The following is a 16,753-nucleotide window of genomic DNA, read 5'->3' on the forward strand; positions in this document are numbered from 1 at the left end:
GACGGTGTCTCAAGCGCGACGGCGGCGGTGGTTCGAGGGCTTCATCCAGGCAGCGATGTCGCGCCCCTGGCAGGTGCTGCTCGCGGTCGCCCTGGTGACGGCCGCCGCGGGCTTCTTCGCCTCGCGCCTGGAGTTCCGCGGGTCGTTCGTGGAGCTGCTCCCGGAGGGCGCCCCGGAGGTCCGGGATCTGACACGCGTGTCAGAGAAGGCGGGCGGAGATGGCTACCTGGTCATCATGGCCAAGGGGGCGGCCCCGGAGGCCCTGAAGGCCTACGCCACGGAGTTCCAGAAGCGCCTGGAGGCCCTGCCCACGGTCCGCTACGTCGAGCACCACTATGACGTGGCCTTCTTCCGCCGCCACGGCCTGCTTCTGCTGCCCACGGCGGAGGTCGCCTCGCTGCGCCAGGACCTGGAGGCCCGCGTCCAGTACGAGAAGGAGCGCGCCAGCCCCCTCTTCGTGGACCTGGGCGCGGACGTGGCGCCGCCCACCTTCGAGGAGATCGCCCGGAAGCACACCCCGGACACGGCGCTGCCGGAGACGCTGGCGAACAAGGACGGCACCGAGGTCTACCTGATGATCAAGCCGTCGGGGACGGCGGGGGACCTGGAGTTCGCGCGGAACTTCGTGGCCACGGTGTTCGACACCGGCCGGAAGCTGGCGGCGGAGCAGTACCCGGGCGTGACGCTGGAGGCGACGGGCAACTTCCAGAACCGCATCGAGGAGGACGCGGTGATGCGCCGCGACCTGTCCAACGCGGGCCTGTTGTCCGCGCTCATCGCCGTGGGGCTCATCCTGCTGGCCACCCGGCGCATCTCCGCGCTGGCGGTGGTGGGCGTGCCGGTGATGGTGGGGCTGGTGCTGACGTTCGCGTTCGCGCAGGGCGCCATCGGCCACCTCAACATCGTGACGGGCTTCCTCGTCGCCATCCTCATCGGCCTGGGCATCGAGTACGGCGTCCACCTGGCCATGCGCTACTGGGAGGAGCGCGAGCGGCACGGCGTGAAGGAGGCGCTCACGGCGGCGGTGCGCGGCACCTTCAGCGGGGCGCTCACGTCCGCCTTCACCAACGCGGCGGCGTTCTTCGTGCTGGTGCTGGCGCAGTTCCACGCCTTCCAGCAGTTCGGCCTGCTCGCGGGCGTGGGCGTGCTGATGGCGGTGCTGTCCGCGTACGCGCTGGGCCCGTCGCTCCTGGCCATCGCGGAGCGCATCCGCCCGTACCGCCGCGATGCGGCGTCCACCGCCCAGCCCGCCGCGCCCGTCGTGGGGCAGGCTCCGGCGAAGGAGTGGCGGCGCTGGCCCACGGGCGTCATCGTCGCGGTGGCGCTGTCGGTGGTGGGCTTCGCGGCGTACTCGGTGGGCATCGCGCCCCGGCTGGGCTTCGAGACCAACCTGCGCAACCTGAAGGGGGACTCGCCGGCGTCGCGGCTGGACGACCACATCACGGAGCAGATCGGCTCGCCGCTCAACCCCGCCATCCTCGCCGTGGACACGCTGGAGCAGGTCCGCGAGGTGGAGGCCGTCATCGCCCAGGTGAAGGCGAGCAACGGCGCCGACTCCGTGTTCCTTCGCACCGCGTCGTTGAGCGACCTGGTGCCCTCCGACGTGGCGGCCCACGAGGCGGAGATGGGCGGCATCCGGACGCTGCTGGACGGGCTGCCGAGGTCCGCGCAGGAGGACCCGCGCGTGAAGGACCTGCGCCAGATGGTGGACGCGAAGCCCTACGGCCTGGAGGAGCTGCCGGTGGAGGCGCGCCGCCGCTTCGAGGCGCTGGACGGCAAGGGGATGTTCCTCCTCTTGTTCCCGTCCGTGTCCAACTACGACACGCAGGACCTGCACCGCTGGGCGGGGCAGTTGGATGAGGTGGTGGCCGGGGCGAAGGCGAAGGGCATCGACCTGGCGGTGCTGGACAGCAACCGCATCGCCGCGCGCATCTTCTCGCTGGTGCGCGGGGACGGGCCGTTCATCCTCTGGTCCGCGGCGGTGGTGGTGTTCCTGGTCATCCTCGCCAGCCTGCGCAGCCTCAAGCGCGCGCTGCTGGTGGCGGGCCCGCTCTTCCTGGGCATGACGTGCCTGGCGGGCGGGATGTACCTCTTCGACGTCCAGCTCAACTTCATCAACGCCGTGGTGCTGCCCAACCTGCTGGCCATCGCGGTGGACAACTCGGTGCACCTGTTCCACCGGTACGAGGAGGAGGGCCCCGGGTCGCTGGGCCGGGTGGTGCGCAACACCGGCTTCGCGGCGGTGGTGGCCACCCTGTCCAACGCGGCGGGCTATGGAGCGCTCCTCGTGGCCAACCATCAGGGCTTGCGCAGCATCGGACAGATTGCGCTGCTGGGGGTCGTGAGCACCTTCCTGGGAACGACGGTGTTCTTCCCGGCCATGCTGGCGCTGTTGGAGCGGTGGAAGGGGCGGCGGTCCGCGGTGGCGCCGGAGTCGGGCGCGGTGGTGCGGAGCCTCAATCTCGGGGGGGCCGGCGAGCTGCCGGCCGAGTCGCCGGGGGAGCGCAAATCGGCGTGAGCATCTGGTCATTCAGCGAAGGCCGCGTGCGGCCCGTCGTGACGTCGTCCGGCGAAGCGCTCGTGCGCTTCCGGCAGGTGGACCTCGTCCTCATGGTGGCCTGCTCGGTGGCCGCCCTGGCGTGCGTGGGCCCGGCCCGCTGGGCGCCGCACTCCGGCCGCAACGCGCTCCTCTTCCTCTTCTTCGCGCTGGGCCTGCCGGCCATGCGCATGCTGGAGGCGCGCTTCCCGCGCCACCACCTCATCACCATCGTGGCGGACTTCTGGCTCCTGCCGGTGTCCGCGCTGGCCCACGGGTGGCTGGGGCCCATCGTGGACTGGGTGAACCCGGTGCTGAAGGACGCGCAGCTCGTCGCGGTGGATCAGAAGCTGTTCGGCTTCCAGGCCGCGGTGGCGCTGGCGCACGTGGTGCCGCCCTGGGCCAACGACGTGCTGATGCTCTGCTACTACGGGCACTTCCTCTGGCCGCTGCTGCTGGGCGTCTACCTGTACGCCCGGGGCAGGGGGGCCACGCCCGGCTTCGACGAGTACCTGCTGGGGCTGGGCCTGCTGCTGGGCTTCAACTACGCGGCGTACTCGCTGGTGCCCGCGGTGGGGCCCCGGTACTTCCTCATCGGCGCGTTCGACAGTCCGGCCACCCAGGGGTGGATCCTCACGCCGCTCCTGGAGTCCATGATGCGCACGCCGGTGTACACCCGGGACTGCTTCCCGTCCGGGCACACCGGGGTGATGCTGGTGGTGCTCTTCTACGCGTTCCGGTTCGCCCGGCGCTTCTTCTGGGTGATGCTCCTGCCGGGCATGGGGCTCATCTTCGCCACCCTGGCGGGGCGGTTCCACTACGCCATCGACCTCATCTGCGCGGTCCCCCTGGTGCTGGTGGTGACGGGGCTGGCGCTGGCCCTGTCCCGGTCCGCCCGGCAGCGCGCGGTGGAACAGGGCGCGCGTTCCGTGCCCGCGGACGCTATCGTCCGGCCCTGAACCGCCAGCCGGTCGCCCCGGGGGTCGGGGTGGACGTGCGCTGGCCTCCAGAGGCCTGACCCATGTCCCGCCGGCCCGTGCTCGCGCAACGCGTCTCCCGCTTCGGCACCACCGTCTTCTCCGAGTTCAGCGCGCTGGCCCTGAAGCACCAGGCCGTGAACCTGGGGCAGGGCTTCCCGGACTTCGACGGGCCGGACGCCGTCAAGGAGGCCGCGTGGAAGGCCATCCAGGGCGGCGTCAACCAGTACGCCCCCGGCATGGGCGCCAAGGACCTGCGCAACGCCATCGCGGAGCACGCGCAGCGCTTTTACGGCCACGCCGTGGACCCGGACACCATGGTCACCGTCACCAGCGGCGCGACGGAGGCCATCCTCGACGTCATCCTCGGTCTGGTGGACCCGGGCGACGAGGTGGTCGCCTTCGAGCCGTTCTACGACTCGTACGACGCCAACATCGCCTTCGTGGGCGCCACGCCGCGCTACGTGCCGCTGCGCCCGCCGGACGCGGAGCACGCCACCTGGTGGTTCGACCGGGACGAGGTGCGCGCCGCCTTCGGCCCCAAGACGCGGCTGCTCATCCTCAACTCGCCGCACAACCCCACGGGCAAGGTCTTCACGCGCGAGGAGCTGGAGTTCCTGGGCAGCCTCTGCGCCGAATACGACGTGAAGGTGCTGGCGGATGAGGTGTACGAGCACATCGTCTTCGCCCCCGCGAAGCACCTCCGCGCGGCGACGGTGCCGGTGCTCGCGGACCGCACGGTGACGGTGAGCAGCGCGGGCAAGTCCTTCAGCCTGACGGGGTGGAAGATCGGCTGGATCATCGCGCCGCCGCCGCTCCGGGACGCGGTGCAGCGCGCGCACCAGTTCGTCACCTTCGCCACCGCGTCGCCGTTCCAGGCGGCCATGGCCGTGGCGCTGCGGCTGCCGGACAGCTACTTCCAGGAGCTGACGGCGCTCTACACCGCCAAGCGGGAGCGGCTGCTCACGGGCCTGCGCGAGGCCGGGCTCCAGGCCTTCTCCCCGGAGGGCAGCTACTTCATCCTCGCGGACATCCGCGGCTACGGCTTCGAGGACGACGTCGCGTTCTGCCGGCACCTGGTGACGGAGGTGGGCGTCGCGGGCATCCCGCCCAGCGTCTTCTACGGCCCGGAGCACCGGCACCTGGGCCAGCGCTTCGCGCGCTTCGCCTTCTGCAAGACGGAGGGCGTGCTGGACGAAGCCGTGCGCCGCCTGCGCGAGAAGCTGCCCGCCCTCAAGCGCTGAGGCGCGCACGGCCGTGGGCGACTTCTTCGGGGAGCTGTACCTGCGCAGCACGCTGCCGTTCCTCTCCGAGGCGGTGACGGCCCGGGAAGGGGAGTACCTGTCCCGGGCGTTCGCGGACGTGGAGGGCCCGGTGGTGGACCTGGGCTGCGGCCACGGCCGGCACGCGGCGCGGCTCAACACGGCGGGCGCGCTCGCGGGCCGGGTGGTGGGCCTGGAGCTGGATCCGCTTTCCTTACGCCTGCGCCGCCCCGGCTTTCCCGCCGTGCGGGGTGACCTGCGGGCGCTGCCCTTCCAGGACGCGACCCTGGGGGGCGCCTACGCCTGGTATTCGACACTCTTCGCCTTCAGCGACGCGGAGCACGTCCAGGTGCTGCGCCAGGTGGCGCGGGCGCTCAAGCCCGGCGGACGGCTGGTGTTCCAGACGGTGCCCTACGAGCGGCTGGCCGGAAGTCCGGGCGCGTCGTTCCGCGAGCGGTTACCGGATGGGAGTCTCCTGGAGGAGGAGAGCCGCTTCGACGCGACGCGTGGAAGGGATGTCGGGCAGCGTCAGCTCACCTTGCCTGACGGTCGCGTCCTGCGAGCGGCGTACACGCTTCGTTACTATCCTCTTGCGGAACTGAAGGGGCTGTTGGAAAGCACGGGCTTTTCGGTGGAGTGGGTGCACGGCGGTCTGGATGGCGCGCCGGTGACACCCGAGTCGACCGACCTCATCGTGGGAGCCGGGCGCCGGTGACGGAGCCCGGGACACGTCCAGTGGATCCGAAAGAGACATCGCGAACGCGGGTCGGCCTGCTGGGGCAACTGCCCCGCCGGGTCGACGTGTACGAGGTAGGCCCCCGCGACGGCCTGCAGAACGAGCTGCGCACGCTGCCCACCCGCGACAAGGCGCGCCTCATCAACGCCCTGGTCGCCGCGGGGGAGAAGCGCATCGAGGTGACGTCGTTCGTGTCACCCAAGTGGATCCCCCAGTTGGCGGACGCGGAGGAGCTGCTCAAGCTGGTGGGCCGCCGCCCCGGGGTCGTCTTCTCCGCGCTGGTGCCCAACCTGAAGGGCCTGGAGCGCGCGCAGGCGGCGGGCTTGGAGGAGGCCGCGGTGTTCATCTCCGCGTCGGAGGCCCACTCCAAGAAGAACATCAACAAGACCATCGCGGAGGCGCTGGCCGGCGCGAAGGAGGTGACGGCCGCCGCCCGCAAGGCCGGCATGCGCGTGCGCGGCTACCTGTCCACCGTGTGGGGCTGCCCCTACGAGGGCCACGTCCCGGTGGAGCGCGTGGTGGACATCTGCCGTCAGCTCGTGGACGCGGGCATCTACCAGTTGAGCCTGGGCGACACGATCGGCGTGGGCACGCCCCGGCAGACGGAGGAGATCCTCGCGGCGCTGCTCCAGCACATGCCGGTGGACACCCTGGCGCTGCACCTGCACGACACGCGCGGCACCGCGCTGGCCAACGCGCTCGTCGGCCTGTCCGCGGGCGTCACCACGTTCGACGCGAGCATCGGCGGGCTGGGCGGCTGTCCCTACGCGCCGGGCGCCGCGGGCAACCTGGCCTCCGAGGACGCCGTCTTCATGTTCCACGGCATGGGCGTGGACACCGGCATCGACCTGGACAAGCTGGTGGAGGCCGGGGAGATCGCCCAGGAACTCATCGGCCGGAAGCTCGCGGGCAAGTACCTCCAGGCCGCGCTCGGCGAGCGGGACAAGAAGGCCACCCGCCGCGCGCAGACCTGAGCGTCAGTGGTCACCGAGGAGGGCCGGGAGCTTCTCCTCCAGGCCCAGGTGCTGGGCGGCGATCTGCAGCATCCGCCGCTCCTTGCGGTCGATGCGGCCGTCCACCAGCGCCATCTCCACGATGTGGCGCAGGAACACCTCCGCCTCCGGGCTGCCGCGCGGCACCAGGCGCTCGAAGAGCTGGGGCCCGGCGTTGAGGGCCATCTCCACGTTGGCCCACGACACGCTCCAGCGCTCCGCGCACAGCTTGAGCAGGCGGCGCTCGGCGTTGGAGACCTCGCCGTCCGCGGCGGCGATGGACGCCATCATGTAGAGCAGCCGCTCGCGCTCCTTCACGTCCGTCACCACGCGGTCGCCGTCGCCGTCGCCCACGGCATGGCCGCCCACGTCCACGGGCGGGGGCGCCACGGTGCCGCGCTCGGCGCGGCGGGCCTCCTGGTAGCGGGCCACGTTCCGGGACGTGCGCTGCGCGTGGTGGACGTTCCAGGACTCGAAGGGGAGGGCGGACGCGAGCACCCAGTCGCGCTCGCCGTTGCCCAGCACCGTGCCGCAGAACTCGCAGGTGTTGGCCGCGCTGTTGGTGGTGGGCGCGTTGCACTGCGGGCAGCGGTCCGTGGACATACCGGTGTCCGTGTTCGTCTTCGCGCCGTGGCGGCGCAAGAGCGTGAAGACCCAGCGCTGCGGCACCGTGGGCAGGCTGGGGGGCCGCTCGTTCGCCGGGCCCACGCCCATGCGGGCGCTCCAGCGGATCTCCACCTGTGCCTCGTCGAAGGACTCCGGGTGCACCTCCAGCGCGCGCACGTCCACCGCGCCCACGGCGCACTCCAGGAAGACGCGGCGGCGGCCCTGCTTCGCCAACTGGCCCAGCTCCGCGTCCAGCTTCGTGAGGGCGTCCGCGTTGGCGACCTTGGACAGGCGCTGCGGCTCGTTGCGGCTCTGCGCGTCGATCCACTTCCAGAACAGGAGCGACGCGCGGTCCTCCAGCATCTCCAGGTTGAGCGCCGGGTCCGCCTCGCGCGCCTGCATCAGGCCGTCCACCTGCTTGTGGTGGCGCACGTGCTCCACGCCCTGCGTGATCTCAGACAGCGTCCAGTCGTAGTTGCCGGAGTTCACCACCGCGTCGCAGAACTCGCAGGTGTTGGACGCGCCGCCCTTGTACGGGGCGCCGCAGTTGGGGCACTTGCCCTGGAACAGGTCCTCGCCGATGCGCGTCTGGGCGCCGGGCTTGCGCACGAAGGTCCACACCTCCGTGAACACCTCCGGGGCCACCTTGCTCGCCGCGGCCATGGCCTGCGCGTCCGTCTGGTTCGCGGGCACGTCCGTGTCGCGGATGCTGGCGCGCACGCGCACGTGGATGCTGTCGTACCACTGCGTCTGGTGCAGGCCGATGAGCTGCACGTCCAGCACCTTCATGTCCGCCAGCGCGTCGCGCACGCCCTGCGCCTGCATCAGCGCCAACTGCACGTTGAAGCGCTGCCACGTCGCGTCCGACAGGAAGGGGCGCACCGGCGTCATGTCCCGGCGGAACCACGACTTCTGCAGCTCGAGGAAGAGCCAGCGCACCTTCTCCAGCGTGGGCTCCAACTCGAAGGACGGGTCCTTGAGCTTCAGCGCGTTCACCCAGCCCTGCACGTCGCGGCCGGACACCTCCGTGCGCGCCTCCGCCTCGCGCTGATCCAACGCGCGCCGGGTGGTGGCGTCCGGGTGCAGGTTGCGCTTGTAGAGCCACCAGGCTCCGCCGGCGATGATCAGCAGCGGGACGGTCACCTTCGGGTAGAGGAAGAGCAGGCGGATCAGATCGAAGATCAGCCAGAGGGGCAGGCCGTCGCCTCCGCCACCGCCGTTGCCGCGGTCCCGGCCGGACGTGTAGTGCTCGCCTCCACCGCCGCGCGCCAGGGCCACGAGCGGCAGGGCGAGCACGAGCAGGGCGGACACGGTGAGCAGGCCGGGCAGCCACCGCCACGGGCGTTTCGTCGTTGAGCACGAAGGCATGGGCAAGATCCTATCCGTTTACGGCTTGCCAGTCGGGTGAACAGGTTTCAGGCTGCGCGCCATTCACGCGGGCCGCCCACCGCGGCCCGTCACCGGGAGCGAAGATGCCGGAGTTCAAGGTCGAGGCCCGAGGGGCCATCGAGATCTGGACCATCGACGGGGAGAGCCGCCGCAACGCCATCAGCCGCGCGATGCACCAGGAGCTGGACGCGCTCGTGTCCCGCGTGTCCTCCGGCCGCGCCGTGCGCGCCGTCATCCTCACCGGCGCGGGCGACAAGGCCTTCTGCGCGGGCGCGGACCTCAAGGAGCGCACCACCATGTCGGAGGACGAGGTGCGCGCCTTCCTCAACGGCCTGCGCGTCACCCTGCGCTCCATCGAGAAGAGCGACTGCGTCTTCATCGCCGCCATCAACGGCGCGGCCTTCGGCGGCGGCACGGAGCTGGCCCTGGCGTGCGACCTGCGCGTCGCCTCGCCCGCCACGGAGATGGGCCTCACGGAGGTGAAGCTGGGCATCATCCCCGGCGGCGGCGGCACCCAGCGGCTCGCGCGGCTCATCGGCCCCGGGCGCGCCAAGGACCTCATCCTCACCGCCCGGCGCGTGAACGCGGCGGAGGCCTTCACCATCGGCCTGGTCAACCGGCTGGCCCCGGAAGGGCACCTGCTGGAGGTCGCCTTCCAGCTCGCGGAGGCCGTGGTGGAGAACGCCCCCGTCGCCGTGGCCACCGCCAAGCACGCCATCGACGAGGGCACCGGCCTGGAGCTGGAGGACGCGCTGGCGCTGGAGCTCAAGAAGTACGAGGAGGTGCTCAAGACGGAGGACCGGCTGGAAGGGCTCCGCGCCTTCGCGGAGAAGCGTCCCCCTGTCTATAAAGGCCGCTGAGCCTCCCGAAAGCGACAGGGGCGGCAGGCCCGCGGTTGCCCGCGGGCCGTGCTGCCCCTGCTTGCGTCACGACTTCAGCCGGGCGTCAGGCGCTCGCGGTCTTCTCCCCGCCGATGTTCACGCCCTGCTTGTTGATGTAGCCCATCGCCTTGTCCTTGACGGTGGTGCGCAGCTCCGTGCCGCGGCTGGGGGCCAGCAGCAGGGCCACCACGCTGCCCGCGGCGGCGCCCAGCAGGAACGCCCCCAGGCCGCCCAGGCCCGCGCGCGCCGGCTTGTACGTCGTCAATCCCACATAGCGCAGCGCGTCGTCCGGGTCGAAGCGGTCCCAGGACTTCCGGGCCACCTTGCCGGCCTTGTCCGCGTACTCGGGGAGCTGGTCGAGCAACTGGTGCGCCAGGAACTGGCGGTACAGCTTGCTCCTGGCCAAAGCCTTCGCCTGCCACGTCGCCTTCTTCGCTCTGAACATGGGTCCCTCCTGGGCCGGATGCGGTTCACGGGGTGGTTCGTGGCCCGCCTGGGTGCACACCCCCCGTGCGACATGAAGGTAGGCAGGGAAGCCCCATGCGACACCCCCCGAAGCGCTCCGCCGTGGCCCCATGCGTCGTCCGCTGGACGGCACGGCTGGCGGCTGGCGCGGCAAGAAGGCAGCCAGGCCAGGGGTTTCTTGGTATGGGACGGCGGCCATGTCCTCAGATCAGAAACTGCTCGAGAAGCTCTCCCAGGTGGAGAAGGGCGGCGCGCCCAAGTACCACGCGAAGAACGCGGAGACGGGCAAGCTCTTCGCGCGCGAGCGCATCCGGTTGCTCGTGGACGCGGACTCCTTCGTGGAGGACGGCAAGCTCGCGAACAACCTGGACCCGGAGCTGCCCTCCGACGGCGTCGTCACCGGCGTCGCGCGCATCGACGGCCGCGCGGTGGCCATCATGGCCAACGACTCCACGGTGAAGGCGGGCAGTTGGGGCGCGCGCACGGTGGAGAAGATCCTCCGCATCCAGGAGACGGCGAAGGCGCTGCGCTGCCCGCTGCTCTACCTGGTGGACAGCGCGGGCGCGCGCATCACGGACCAGGTGGAGATGTTCCCCGGCCGCCGCGGCGCGGGCCGCATCTTCTACAACGAGGTCCACCTGTCGGGCTTCGTCCCGCAGATCTGCCTGCTCTTCGGCCCGTCCGCCGCGGGCGGCGCGTACATCCCCGCGTTCTGCGACCTGGTCATCATGGTGGAGGGCAACGCCTCCATGTACCTGGGCAGCCCCCGCATGGCGGAGATGGTCATCGGCGAGAAGGTCACCCTGGAGGAGATGGGCGGCGCGAAGATGCACTGCTCCGTGTCCGGCGTGGGGGACGTGCTGGTGAAGACCGAACAGGAGGCCATCGCCGCGGCGAAGCGGTACCTGGCCTTCTTCCCGGAGAACTTCTCCAAGGCCCCGCCCCAGGTGGAGGTGAAGGCGCCCAAGCACAGCGGCAAGCGCGTGGACGAGATCGTCCCGCCGGATCAGAACAAGCCGTTCGACATGCACGCCCTCATCGCGGAGCTCATCGACGAGGGAAGCTGGTTCGAGGTGAAGAAGCTCTTCGCGCAGGAGCTGATCACCGGCCTGGCGCGCATTGGCGGCCGCCCGGTGGGCATCGTCGCGAACCAGCCCAAGTACAAGGGCGGCGTGCTGTTCGTGGACAGCGCGGACAAGGCGGCCCGGTTCATCTGGTTGTGTGACGCGTTCAACATCCCGCTGCTCTACCTGGCGGACGTGCCGGGCTTCATGATCGGCACCAAGGTGGAGCGCGCGGGCATCATCCGCGCGGGCGCGAAGATGATCTCCGCGGTGTCGGAGGCCAGCGTGCCGCGCATCTGCGTGGTGGTGCGCAAGGCGTACGGCGCCGGCCTCTACGCCATGAGCGGACCCGGGTTCGCCCCGGAGGCCACGCTGGCGCTGCCCCAGGCGATGATCGCCGTGATGGGCCCGGAGGCGGCGGTGAACGCCGTCTACTTCAACAAGATCCAGGAGCTGCCGGAGGCCGAGCGGCCGGCCTTCGTCCAGAAGCTCCGCGACGAGTACAAGCAGGACGTGGACATCTTCAAGCTGGCCAGCGAGCTCATCATCGACGCCGTGGTCCCCGGCGACTCCCTGCGCGGGGAATTGATGCAGCGTTATTCACTGTATGCGGACCGGTTCCAGCCCCGTGCGGAGAAGAAGCACGGTGTCCACCCGGTCTGAAGTTCCCCACCCGTCATTCACGCTCTAGATTCCGCACCCGACCATGGACTTCGAACTTCCTGAAAGCCACCGCGCCCTGCAGGCCTCCCTCCGTGAATTCTGCGAACGCCGCGTGAAGCCATACGCGCGCGAGTGGGACAAGGACGAGAAGTTCCCCATGGAGGTGGTGAAGGAGCTGGGGCAGTTGGGCGTGCTGGGCATGCTCGTCTCCGAGGAGTACGGCGGAGCGGCCATGGACTCGCTCGCCGTGGCGGTGGCCGTGGAGGAGATCGCCCGCTACGACGGCTCGCTCGCGCTCACGGTGGCCAGCCACAACGGCCTGGGCACCAGCCACGTGCGCGTCTTTGGCAACAAGGCGCAGCACCAGCGCTACCTGCCCAAGCTCGCCTCCGGTGAGTGGCTGGGCGCGTGGGGCCTCACCGAGCCGGGATCCGGCTCGGACGCGTCCGGCATGCGCACCACCGCCGTGAGGAAGGGCGACAAGTGGGTGATCAACGGCGCGAAGATGTTCATCACCCAGGGCACGGTGGGTGACGTGTTCGTGGTGCTGGCGCTCACGTCGCCGGAGAAGCGCCAGAAGGGCATCACCGCCTTCGTGCTGGAGAAGGGCATCCCCGGCTTCAGCCAGCGCTCCATCCACGGCAAGCTGGGCATGCGCTCGTCGGACACGGCCGAGCTCATCCTGGAGAACGTGGAGGTCGGTGACGACGCCATCGTGGGCGAGGTCGACCGGGGCTTCATCGACACGCTGAAGATCCTGGACAAGGGCCGCATCACCATCGGCGCGCTGTCGGTGGGCCTCCTGCGCGGCGCGCTGGAGGAGTCGGTGGCGTACTCCAAGGACCGCACCGCGTTCGGCCAGCCCATCGGCGAGTTCCAGGGCCTGCGCTGGATGATGGCGGACATGAAGACAGAGCTGGAGGCGGCGCGGCTGCTGGTGTACCGGGCGGCGCGGCTCGCGGACGCGGGGCAGCCGTACTCGGAGGAGGCCTCCATGGCGAAGCTCTTCGCGTCGGAGGCGGCCATGCGCGGCTGCAACAAGGCCGTGCAGATCCACGGCGGCTACGGCTACACGCGCGAGTTCCCCGTGGAGCGCTACCTGCGCGACGCCAAGCTCTGTGAGATTGGCGAGGGCACGAGCGAGATCCAGCGCACCATCATCGCCCGCGAGACCTTCAAAGGGGCCTGATGGATACCGCTCGGCTGCGTGAGCTGGGGCTCCAGGTCCGTGAGGAGCCGTCCGGCGTCGAAGTGGTGTTGGACCTGGAGGCCGCGTCCCTGGTGAACCCCATCACCAGGGACTTCATCACCGACATCACCTTCCAGGTGATGGGGGACCGGCTCATCCCCATCGCGCCGCCCGCCGTGGTGGGCATGACGCCCATCCTCCTGTCCGCCATCGACGCGGCGGAGGAGATGCAAGCGCTGCTGCTGGACACCTTCAGCGACCACGTCTTCCACCTGCAGCGCCGCTCGGAGGAGCTGCAGTTGCTGGGCCTGCCCGCGGACGTGGATCCGCAGTCGCTGGAGCTGTCCACGAACGTGCGGGAGGGGCAGCTCGCGGTGAAGCTGGTGGCGGACCGGATGGGCAACTTCCGCATCGCCCAGGCCATCCGTGGCCGGGAGGAGCTGGCCACCGCCGCCGGGCACGTCATCGAGCTGTCCGAGTTCCGCGAGAAGGCCGCGCTGACGGGCTACCTGGGCGCGCTGCTCGGCGAGCCCGTGCCGCGCGCGCCGCAGGTGGCGGCCGGCGCGGAGCCGGTGCGCTTCGTGGAGATCGTGGAGAAGTTCGGACCGCAGTCGCTGGTGCCGCCGCGCAGCAGCCTGGAGCTGCTGGCGCAGTTGCAGGTGGAGGGCAAGGCCTTCCGCTTCGCCGCCGCGCGCATCGCCGGGCGCACCTTCCGGGGCCTCTTGGCGGGCACCCAGGGCAAGGTGTGGGCGGGCCGCTTCGAACTGGATGAGTTCCCCGGCGTCGTGCAACTGGTGGCGGACCTGCTGAAGGTCGCGCCGGAGGCCGTGCGACTCGTGGGCCCGGACGCACCCCAGGAGTGAGCCGCGTGGAGAAGATGACCCTGGCCGAACGGGTGCAGGCCCTGGAGGCACGCCTGGGCGTGCAGTTCTCCAAGCGCGACCTGGCCCTGGAGGCGCTGACGCACAAGACGTACGTCAACGAGAACCGCGACCAGAACCTCAAGGACAACCAGCGCCTGGAGTTCCTGGGCGACGCCGTGGTGGACCTGGCCGTGAGCCACCGGCTGATGGACCGCTGCCCCGGCGTCCCCGAGGGCGAGCTCACCAAGATGCGCGCCCGCGTCGTCCACGAGGAGGGCCTGGCCCGCGTGGCCCGGAGCCTGCGCCTGGGCGAGCTGCTCCTCCTGGGCCGGGGCGAGTCCCAGTCCGGAGGCCGCGACAAGAACTCGCTGCTCGCGGACGCGCTGGAGGCGGTGCTGGGCGCGGTGTACCTGAGCGGCGGCCTGGAGCCGGCGCTGGCCCTGGTGGACCGCGTCTTCGGGGAGCTGGTGGAGGAGGTGGCCTCCGGCGCGGGCCGCCTGGACTACAAGACGCTCCTCCAGGAACTGGCCCACGAGAAGCTCAAGCTGTCGCCGCGCTACCGGGTGGTGTCGGAGACGGGCCCGGAGCACGCCAAGGTGTTCGAGGTGGAGGTGTGCATCGGGGAGGCCGTGTACGCCCGGGCCACCGGCCGGAACAAGAAGGAGGCCGAGCAGGCAGCCGCGCGCACCACGCTGGAGCGCCTGAAGGCGGAGGCGGCTGTCGTGGCATCCCCGGCTGTCGTGGCGCCCGTCCCGGGAGGTCCTTCCCCGGACGACCCTCCGGCGTGAAAGCCCTTGGAGCGGGAGGGGGGTGGGGGGTAGGGTCCGCGCTTTCCTGCCCAGGAGGCTGTCCCGTATGCACCGTCTTCTCGGTATCACCGTGGCGCTGGCCGCCGTCGCGGCGTTGGCCGCCGAGCCCGCCGCGGGGCCCTGGACGAAGAAGGTCCAGGCCGGAAAGGACCTCTACGCGACCCTGAAGACGAGCCAGGGCGTCATCACCGTGAAGCTCTTCTCCAAGGACGCGCCCAACACGGTGGCGAACTTCGTGGGGCTGGCCACGGGGGAGAAGACCTGGACGGATCCGAAGACGGGCGAGCCCGTGAAGGGCAAGCCGCTCTACGCCGGCACCGTCTTCCACCGCGTCATCCCGGGCTTCATGATCCAGGGCGGCGACCCCACCGGCACCGGCCGGGGCGACCCGGGCTACCGCTTCGCGGACGAGTTCCAGAGCGGCCGCAGCTTCGACAAGCCGGGCCTCCTGGCCATGGCCAACGCGGGCCCCAACACCAACGGCAGCCAGTTCTTCATCACCACCGGCACGCCCGTGCACCTCACCGGCCGCCACACCATCTTCGGCGAGGTCGTCACCGGCTACGACGTGGTGGAGAAGATCGGCAACGTGCCGCGCAGCGCGCAGGACCGCCCGCAGACGCCCGTGGTCCTGGAGACGATGACGCTGAGTGAGAAGGCGCCCAGGAAGCCGGCCGCGCCCAAGCCCGCCGCCCCCAAGAGCCCCCCGCAATGAGCTTCATGGAACAGGCCCGCGCGGGCACGGAGTTGTTCGGCACCTTCCAGACCACGGAGGGGCGCATCGTCGTGCGCCTGTTCTCCAAGGAGTCGCCCAAGACGGTGGAGAACTTCGTGGGGCTGGCCACGGGGGAGAAGCCGTGGACGGACCCCATCACGTTCCAGCCCCAGCACGGCCGCCCGCTCTACGACGGGACGCTCTTCTTCCGCTGCATCAAGGACTTCATGATCCAGGGCGGGGACCCGACCAGCCGGGGCAACAACGGCCCGGGCTTCCGTTTCGAGGATGAGTTCCAGGGTGGCCGGCGTTTCGACAAGAAGGGCGTGCTGGCCATGGGCAACACCGGCCCCAACACCAACGGCAGTCAGTTCTTCATCACCGCGGCGCCGCAGCCCCACCTGGACAACCGTTACACCATCTTCGGCGAGGTGGTGGAGGGGCAGGACGTGGTGGACCGCATCGCCAACGAGCTTCCCAAGGATTCAAACGACCGTCCCCGCCGGGACGTGCGCATCCAGACGTTGACCATCTCCACGGCGCGGCCGTCTTAAGGCAGTCCGCCGCCGCCGTACCCTGGCAGTTCCCCCGGGGCCTTCCCGTCGCAGTCGGAAGGCCCACCGATCACCTCCGGAAGTATGGCCTCCCAGTCCCAGAAGAAGACCCCTCGCGCTGGCTTCGCCGCGCTCATCGGCCGGCCCAACGTGGGCAAGAGCACGCTGCTCAACGTCCTCACAGGCGAGAAGATCGCCATCGTCTCGCCGAAGCCCCAGACGACCCGCAACCGCATCCTGGGCGTGGTGACGCGCCCGGAAGGGCAGGTGGCGTTCATCGACACTCCCGGCATCCACCAGGCCAAGGGAGAGCTCAACCGCTACATGGTGGAGGCCGCCCTCTCCGCGGCCGAGGAGGTGGACCTGGTCCTCTTCCTCATCGAGCCGCCCCAGGGCGAGACGCTGGACGTGACGCCAGGCAACCGCGCCATCCTCGAGCGGCTGCAGAAGGTGGGCAAGCCCACCTTCCTGGTCATCAACAAGATCGACTCCATCCCCAAGTCGAAGCTGCTGCCGCTGATCGCGCTCTACGGCCAGGAGTTCCCCTTCGCGGAGGTGGTGCCCATCTCCGCGCGGGAGAAGGACGGCGTGGAGCACCTGTTCCAGGTCGTGCTGGGCCACCTGCCGGAGGGCGAGCCCCTCTTCGCGGAGGACATGCTCACGGATCAGCAGGAGCGCGTGCTGGTGGCGGAGTACATCCGCGAGCAGGTGCTGCGGCACTGCCGCCAGGAGATCCCGTACTCCACCGCGGTGCTGGTGGACGTGTTCGACGAGTCCGAGCGCGAGCCGCGCCCGGGCACGCCCCCCGGCCAGTTGGGCGGCCTCATCCGCATCGCGGCGTCCATCTACGTGGAGCGCGACAGCCAGAAGGCCATCCTGATTGGCAAGCAGGGGCAGATGCTGAAGCTCATCGGCACGGACGCGCGCAAGTCCGTGCAGCGCCTGCTGGGCGCGCACGTGTACCTGGACCTGCGCGTGCGCGTGGAGGCCCGCTGGAGCGAGCGCGCCGCGGGCCTGAGGAAGCTGGGTTACGAGTGATGTCGCCGCTGAAG

At 70.5% G+C, this 16,753-nt stretch carries 15 protein-coding genes; 13 read left to right on the forward strand and 2 right to left on the reverse strand.

Annotation, left to right across the window (positions count from 1 at the left end; all coding sequences use genetic code 11):
* Positions 1-55: 55 nt before the first annotated feature.
* From K8556_RS02115 to K8556_RS02135, 5 genes are all read left to right on the forward strand, one after another.
* Positions 56-2,518, forward strand: a complete 2,463-nt coding sequence (locus K8556_RS02115) for an RND family transporter (RefSeq protein WP_223738396.1) — start codon at positions 56-58, stop codon at positions 2,516-2,518.
* The gene (locus tag K8556_RS02120) at positions 2,515-3,495 is read left to right on the forward strand and encodes a phosphatase PAP2 family protein (protein ID WP_223738344.1); all 981 of its coding nucleotides are present in this window, start codon (positions 2,515-2,517) and stop codon (positions 3,493-3,495) included. Before K8556_RS02115 ends, K8556_RS02120 begins: the two co-directional genes overlap by 4 nt.
* Before the next feature lie 62 nt (positions 3,496-3,557).
* Positions 3,558-4,757, forward strand: coding sequence for an aminotransferase class I/II-fold pyridoxal phosphate-dependent enzyme (locus K8556_RS02125; protein WP_223738345.1), 1,200 nt, complete (start codon positions 3,558-3,560; stop codon positions 4,755-4,757).
* 13 nt (positions 4,758-4,770) lie between these two features.
* Positions 4,771-5,490, forward strand: a complete 720-nt coding sequence (locus K8556_RS02130; RefSeq protein WP_223738346.1) for a class I SAM-dependent methyltransferase — start codon at positions 4,771-4,773, stop codon at positions 5,488-5,490.
* 20 nt (positions 5,491-5,510) lie between these two features.
* The gene (locus tag K8556_RS02135) at positions 5,511-6,485 is read left to right on the forward strand and encodes a hydroxymethylglutaryl-CoA lyase (protein ID WP_223738347.1); all 975 of its coding nucleotides are present in this window, start codon (positions 5,511-5,513) and stop codon (positions 6,483-6,485) included.
* Positions 6,486-6,488: 3 nt separating this feature from the next.
* On the opposite strand, the gene K8556_RS02140 is transcribed toward K8556_RS02135, so the two are convergent.
* The gene (locus K8556_RS02140; RefSeq protein WP_223738348.1) at positions 6,489-8,477 is read right to left on the reverse strand and encodes a TIM44-like domain-containing protein; all 1,989 of its coding nucleotides are present in this window, start codon (positions 8,475-8,477) and stop codon (positions 6,489-6,491) included.
* Positions 8,478-8,581: 104 nt separating this feature from the next.
* Here K8556_RS02140 and K8556_RS02145 point away from each other — a divergent pair, with 104 nt between their 5' ends.
* Positions 8,582-9,358 (forward strand): enoyl-CoA hydratase-related protein, encoded by a 777-nt coding sequence (locus K8556_RS02145; protein ID WP_223738349.1) that lies wholly within the window; start codon positions 8,582-8,584, stop codon positions 9,356-9,358.
* A gap of 85 nt (positions 9,359-9,443) precedes the next feature.
* Here K8556_RS02145 and K8556_RS02150 read toward each other — a convergent pair whose 3' ends face one another.
* Positions 9,444-9,824: a YtxH domain-containing protein gene (locus K8556_RS02150; protein ID WP_223738350.1), complete on the reverse strand. Its 381-nt coding sequence runs from the start codon at positions 9,822-9,824 to the stop codon at positions 9,444-9,446.
* A 217-nt stretch (positions 9,825-10,041) separates the two neighbouring features.
* Between K8556_RS02150 and K8556_RS02155 the strand changes: the two genes are divergently transcribed.
* The 7 genes from K8556_RS02155 (at position 10,042) to era (ending at position 16,739) form a co-directional block, all read left to right on the forward strand.
* Positions 10,042-11,571 carry an acyl-CoA carboxylase subunit beta gene (locus tag K8556_RS02155; RefSeq protein WP_223738351.1) on the forward strand — a complete coding sequence of 510 codons (1,530 nt, stop codon included), beginning with the start codon at positions 10,042-10,044 and terminating at the stop codon, positions 11,569-11,571.
* Between the two features lie 43 nt (positions 11,572-11,614).
* Entirely contained in the window at positions 11,615-12,760 is a 1,146-nt protein-coding gene (locus K8556_RS02160) for an acyl-CoA dehydrogenase family protein (RefSeq protein ID WP_223738352.1), read from the forward strand.
* The gene (locus K8556_RS02165; RefSeq protein ID WP_223738353.1) at positions 12,760-13,623 is read left to right on the forward strand and encodes a hypothetical protein; all 864 of its coding nucleotides are present in this window, start codon (positions 12,760-12,762) and stop codon (positions 13,621-13,623) included. Before K8556_RS02160 ends, K8556_RS02165 begins: the two co-directional genes overlap by 1 nt.
* 14 nt (positions 13,624-13,637) lie before the next feature.
* Entirely contained in the window at positions 13,638-14,411 is a 774-nt protein-coding gene (gene rnc, locus K8556_RS02170) for a ribonuclease III (RefSeq protein ID WP_223738397.1), read from the forward strand.
* Positions 14,412-14,478: 67 nt separating this feature from the next.
* Complete coding sequence (locus K8556_RS02175) at positions 14,479-15,147, forward strand: peptidylprolyl isomerase (RefSeq protein WP_223738354.1); 669 nt, start codon at positions 14,479-14,481, stop codon at positions 15,145-15,147.
* Complete coding sequence (locus K8556_RS02180; RefSeq protein WP_223738355.1) at positions 15,144-15,701, forward strand: peptidylprolyl isomerase; 558 nt, start codon at positions 15,144-15,146, stop codon at positions 15,699-15,701. Before K8556_RS02175 ends, K8556_RS02180 begins: the two co-directional genes overlap by 4 nt.
* 84 nt (positions 15,702-15,785) lie before the next feature.
* Entirely contained in the window at positions 15,786-16,739 is a 954-nt protein-coding gene (gene era / locus K8556_RS02185) for a GTPase Era (protein ID WP_223738356.1), read from the forward strand.
* Positions 16,740-16,753: the final 14 nt, after the last annotated feature.

It is taken from the genome of Corallococcus sp. AS-1-12, assembly GCF_020036995.1.
Classification (GTDB): domain Bacteria; phylum Myxococcota; class Myxococcia; order Myxococcales; family Myxococcaceae; genus Corallococcus.

Coding starts and splice junctions, on each gene's coding strand:
- era (WP_223738356.1), top strand. CDS start 15,786: ATGGCCTCCCAGTCCCAGAAGAAGACCCCTCGCGCTGGCTTCGCCGCG.
- K8556_RS02150 (WP_223738350.1), bottom strand. CDS start 9,824: ATGTTCAGAGCGAAGAAGGCGACGTGGCAGGCGAAGGCTTTGGCCAGG.
- K8556_RS02155 (WP_223738351.1), top strand. CDS start 10,042: ATGTCCTCAGATCAGAAACTGCTCGAGAAGCTCTCCCAGGTGGAGAAG.
- K8556_RS02175 (WP_223738354.1), top strand. CDS start 14,479: ATGCACCGTCTTCTCGGTATCACCGTGGCGCTGGCCGCCGTCGCGGCG.
- K8556_RS02140 (WP_223738348.1), bottom strand. CDS start 8,477: ATGCCTTCGTGCTCAACGACGAAACGCCCGTGGCGGTGGCTGCCCGGC.
- K8556_RS02180 (WP_223738355.1), top strand. CDS start 15,144: ATGAGCTTCATGGAACAGGCCCGCGCGGGCACGGAGTTGTTCGGCACC.
- K8556_RS02165 (WP_223738353.1), top strand. CDS start 12,760: ATGGATACCGCTCGGCTGCGTGAGCTGGGGCTCCAGGTCCGTGAGGAG.
- K8556_RS02145 (WP_223738349.1), top strand. CDS start 8,582: ATGCCGGAGTTCAAGGTCGAGGCCCGAGGGGCCATCGAGATCTGGACC.
- K8556_RS02160 (WP_223738352.1), top strand. CDS start 11,615: ATGGACTTCGAACTTCCTGAAAGCCACCGCGCCCTGCAGGCCTCCCTC.
- rnc (WP_223738397.1), top strand. CDS start 13,638: ATGACCCTGGCCGAACGGGTGCAGGCCCTGGAGGCACGCCTGGGCGTG.
- K8556_RS02115 (WP_223738396.1), top strand. CDS start 56: ATGTCGCGCCCCTGGCAGGTGCTGCTCGCGGTCGCCCTGGTGACGGCC.
- K8556_RS02125 (WP_223738345.1), top strand. CDS start 3,558: ATGTCCCGCCGGCCCGTGCTCGCGCAACGCGTCTCCCGCTTCGGCACC.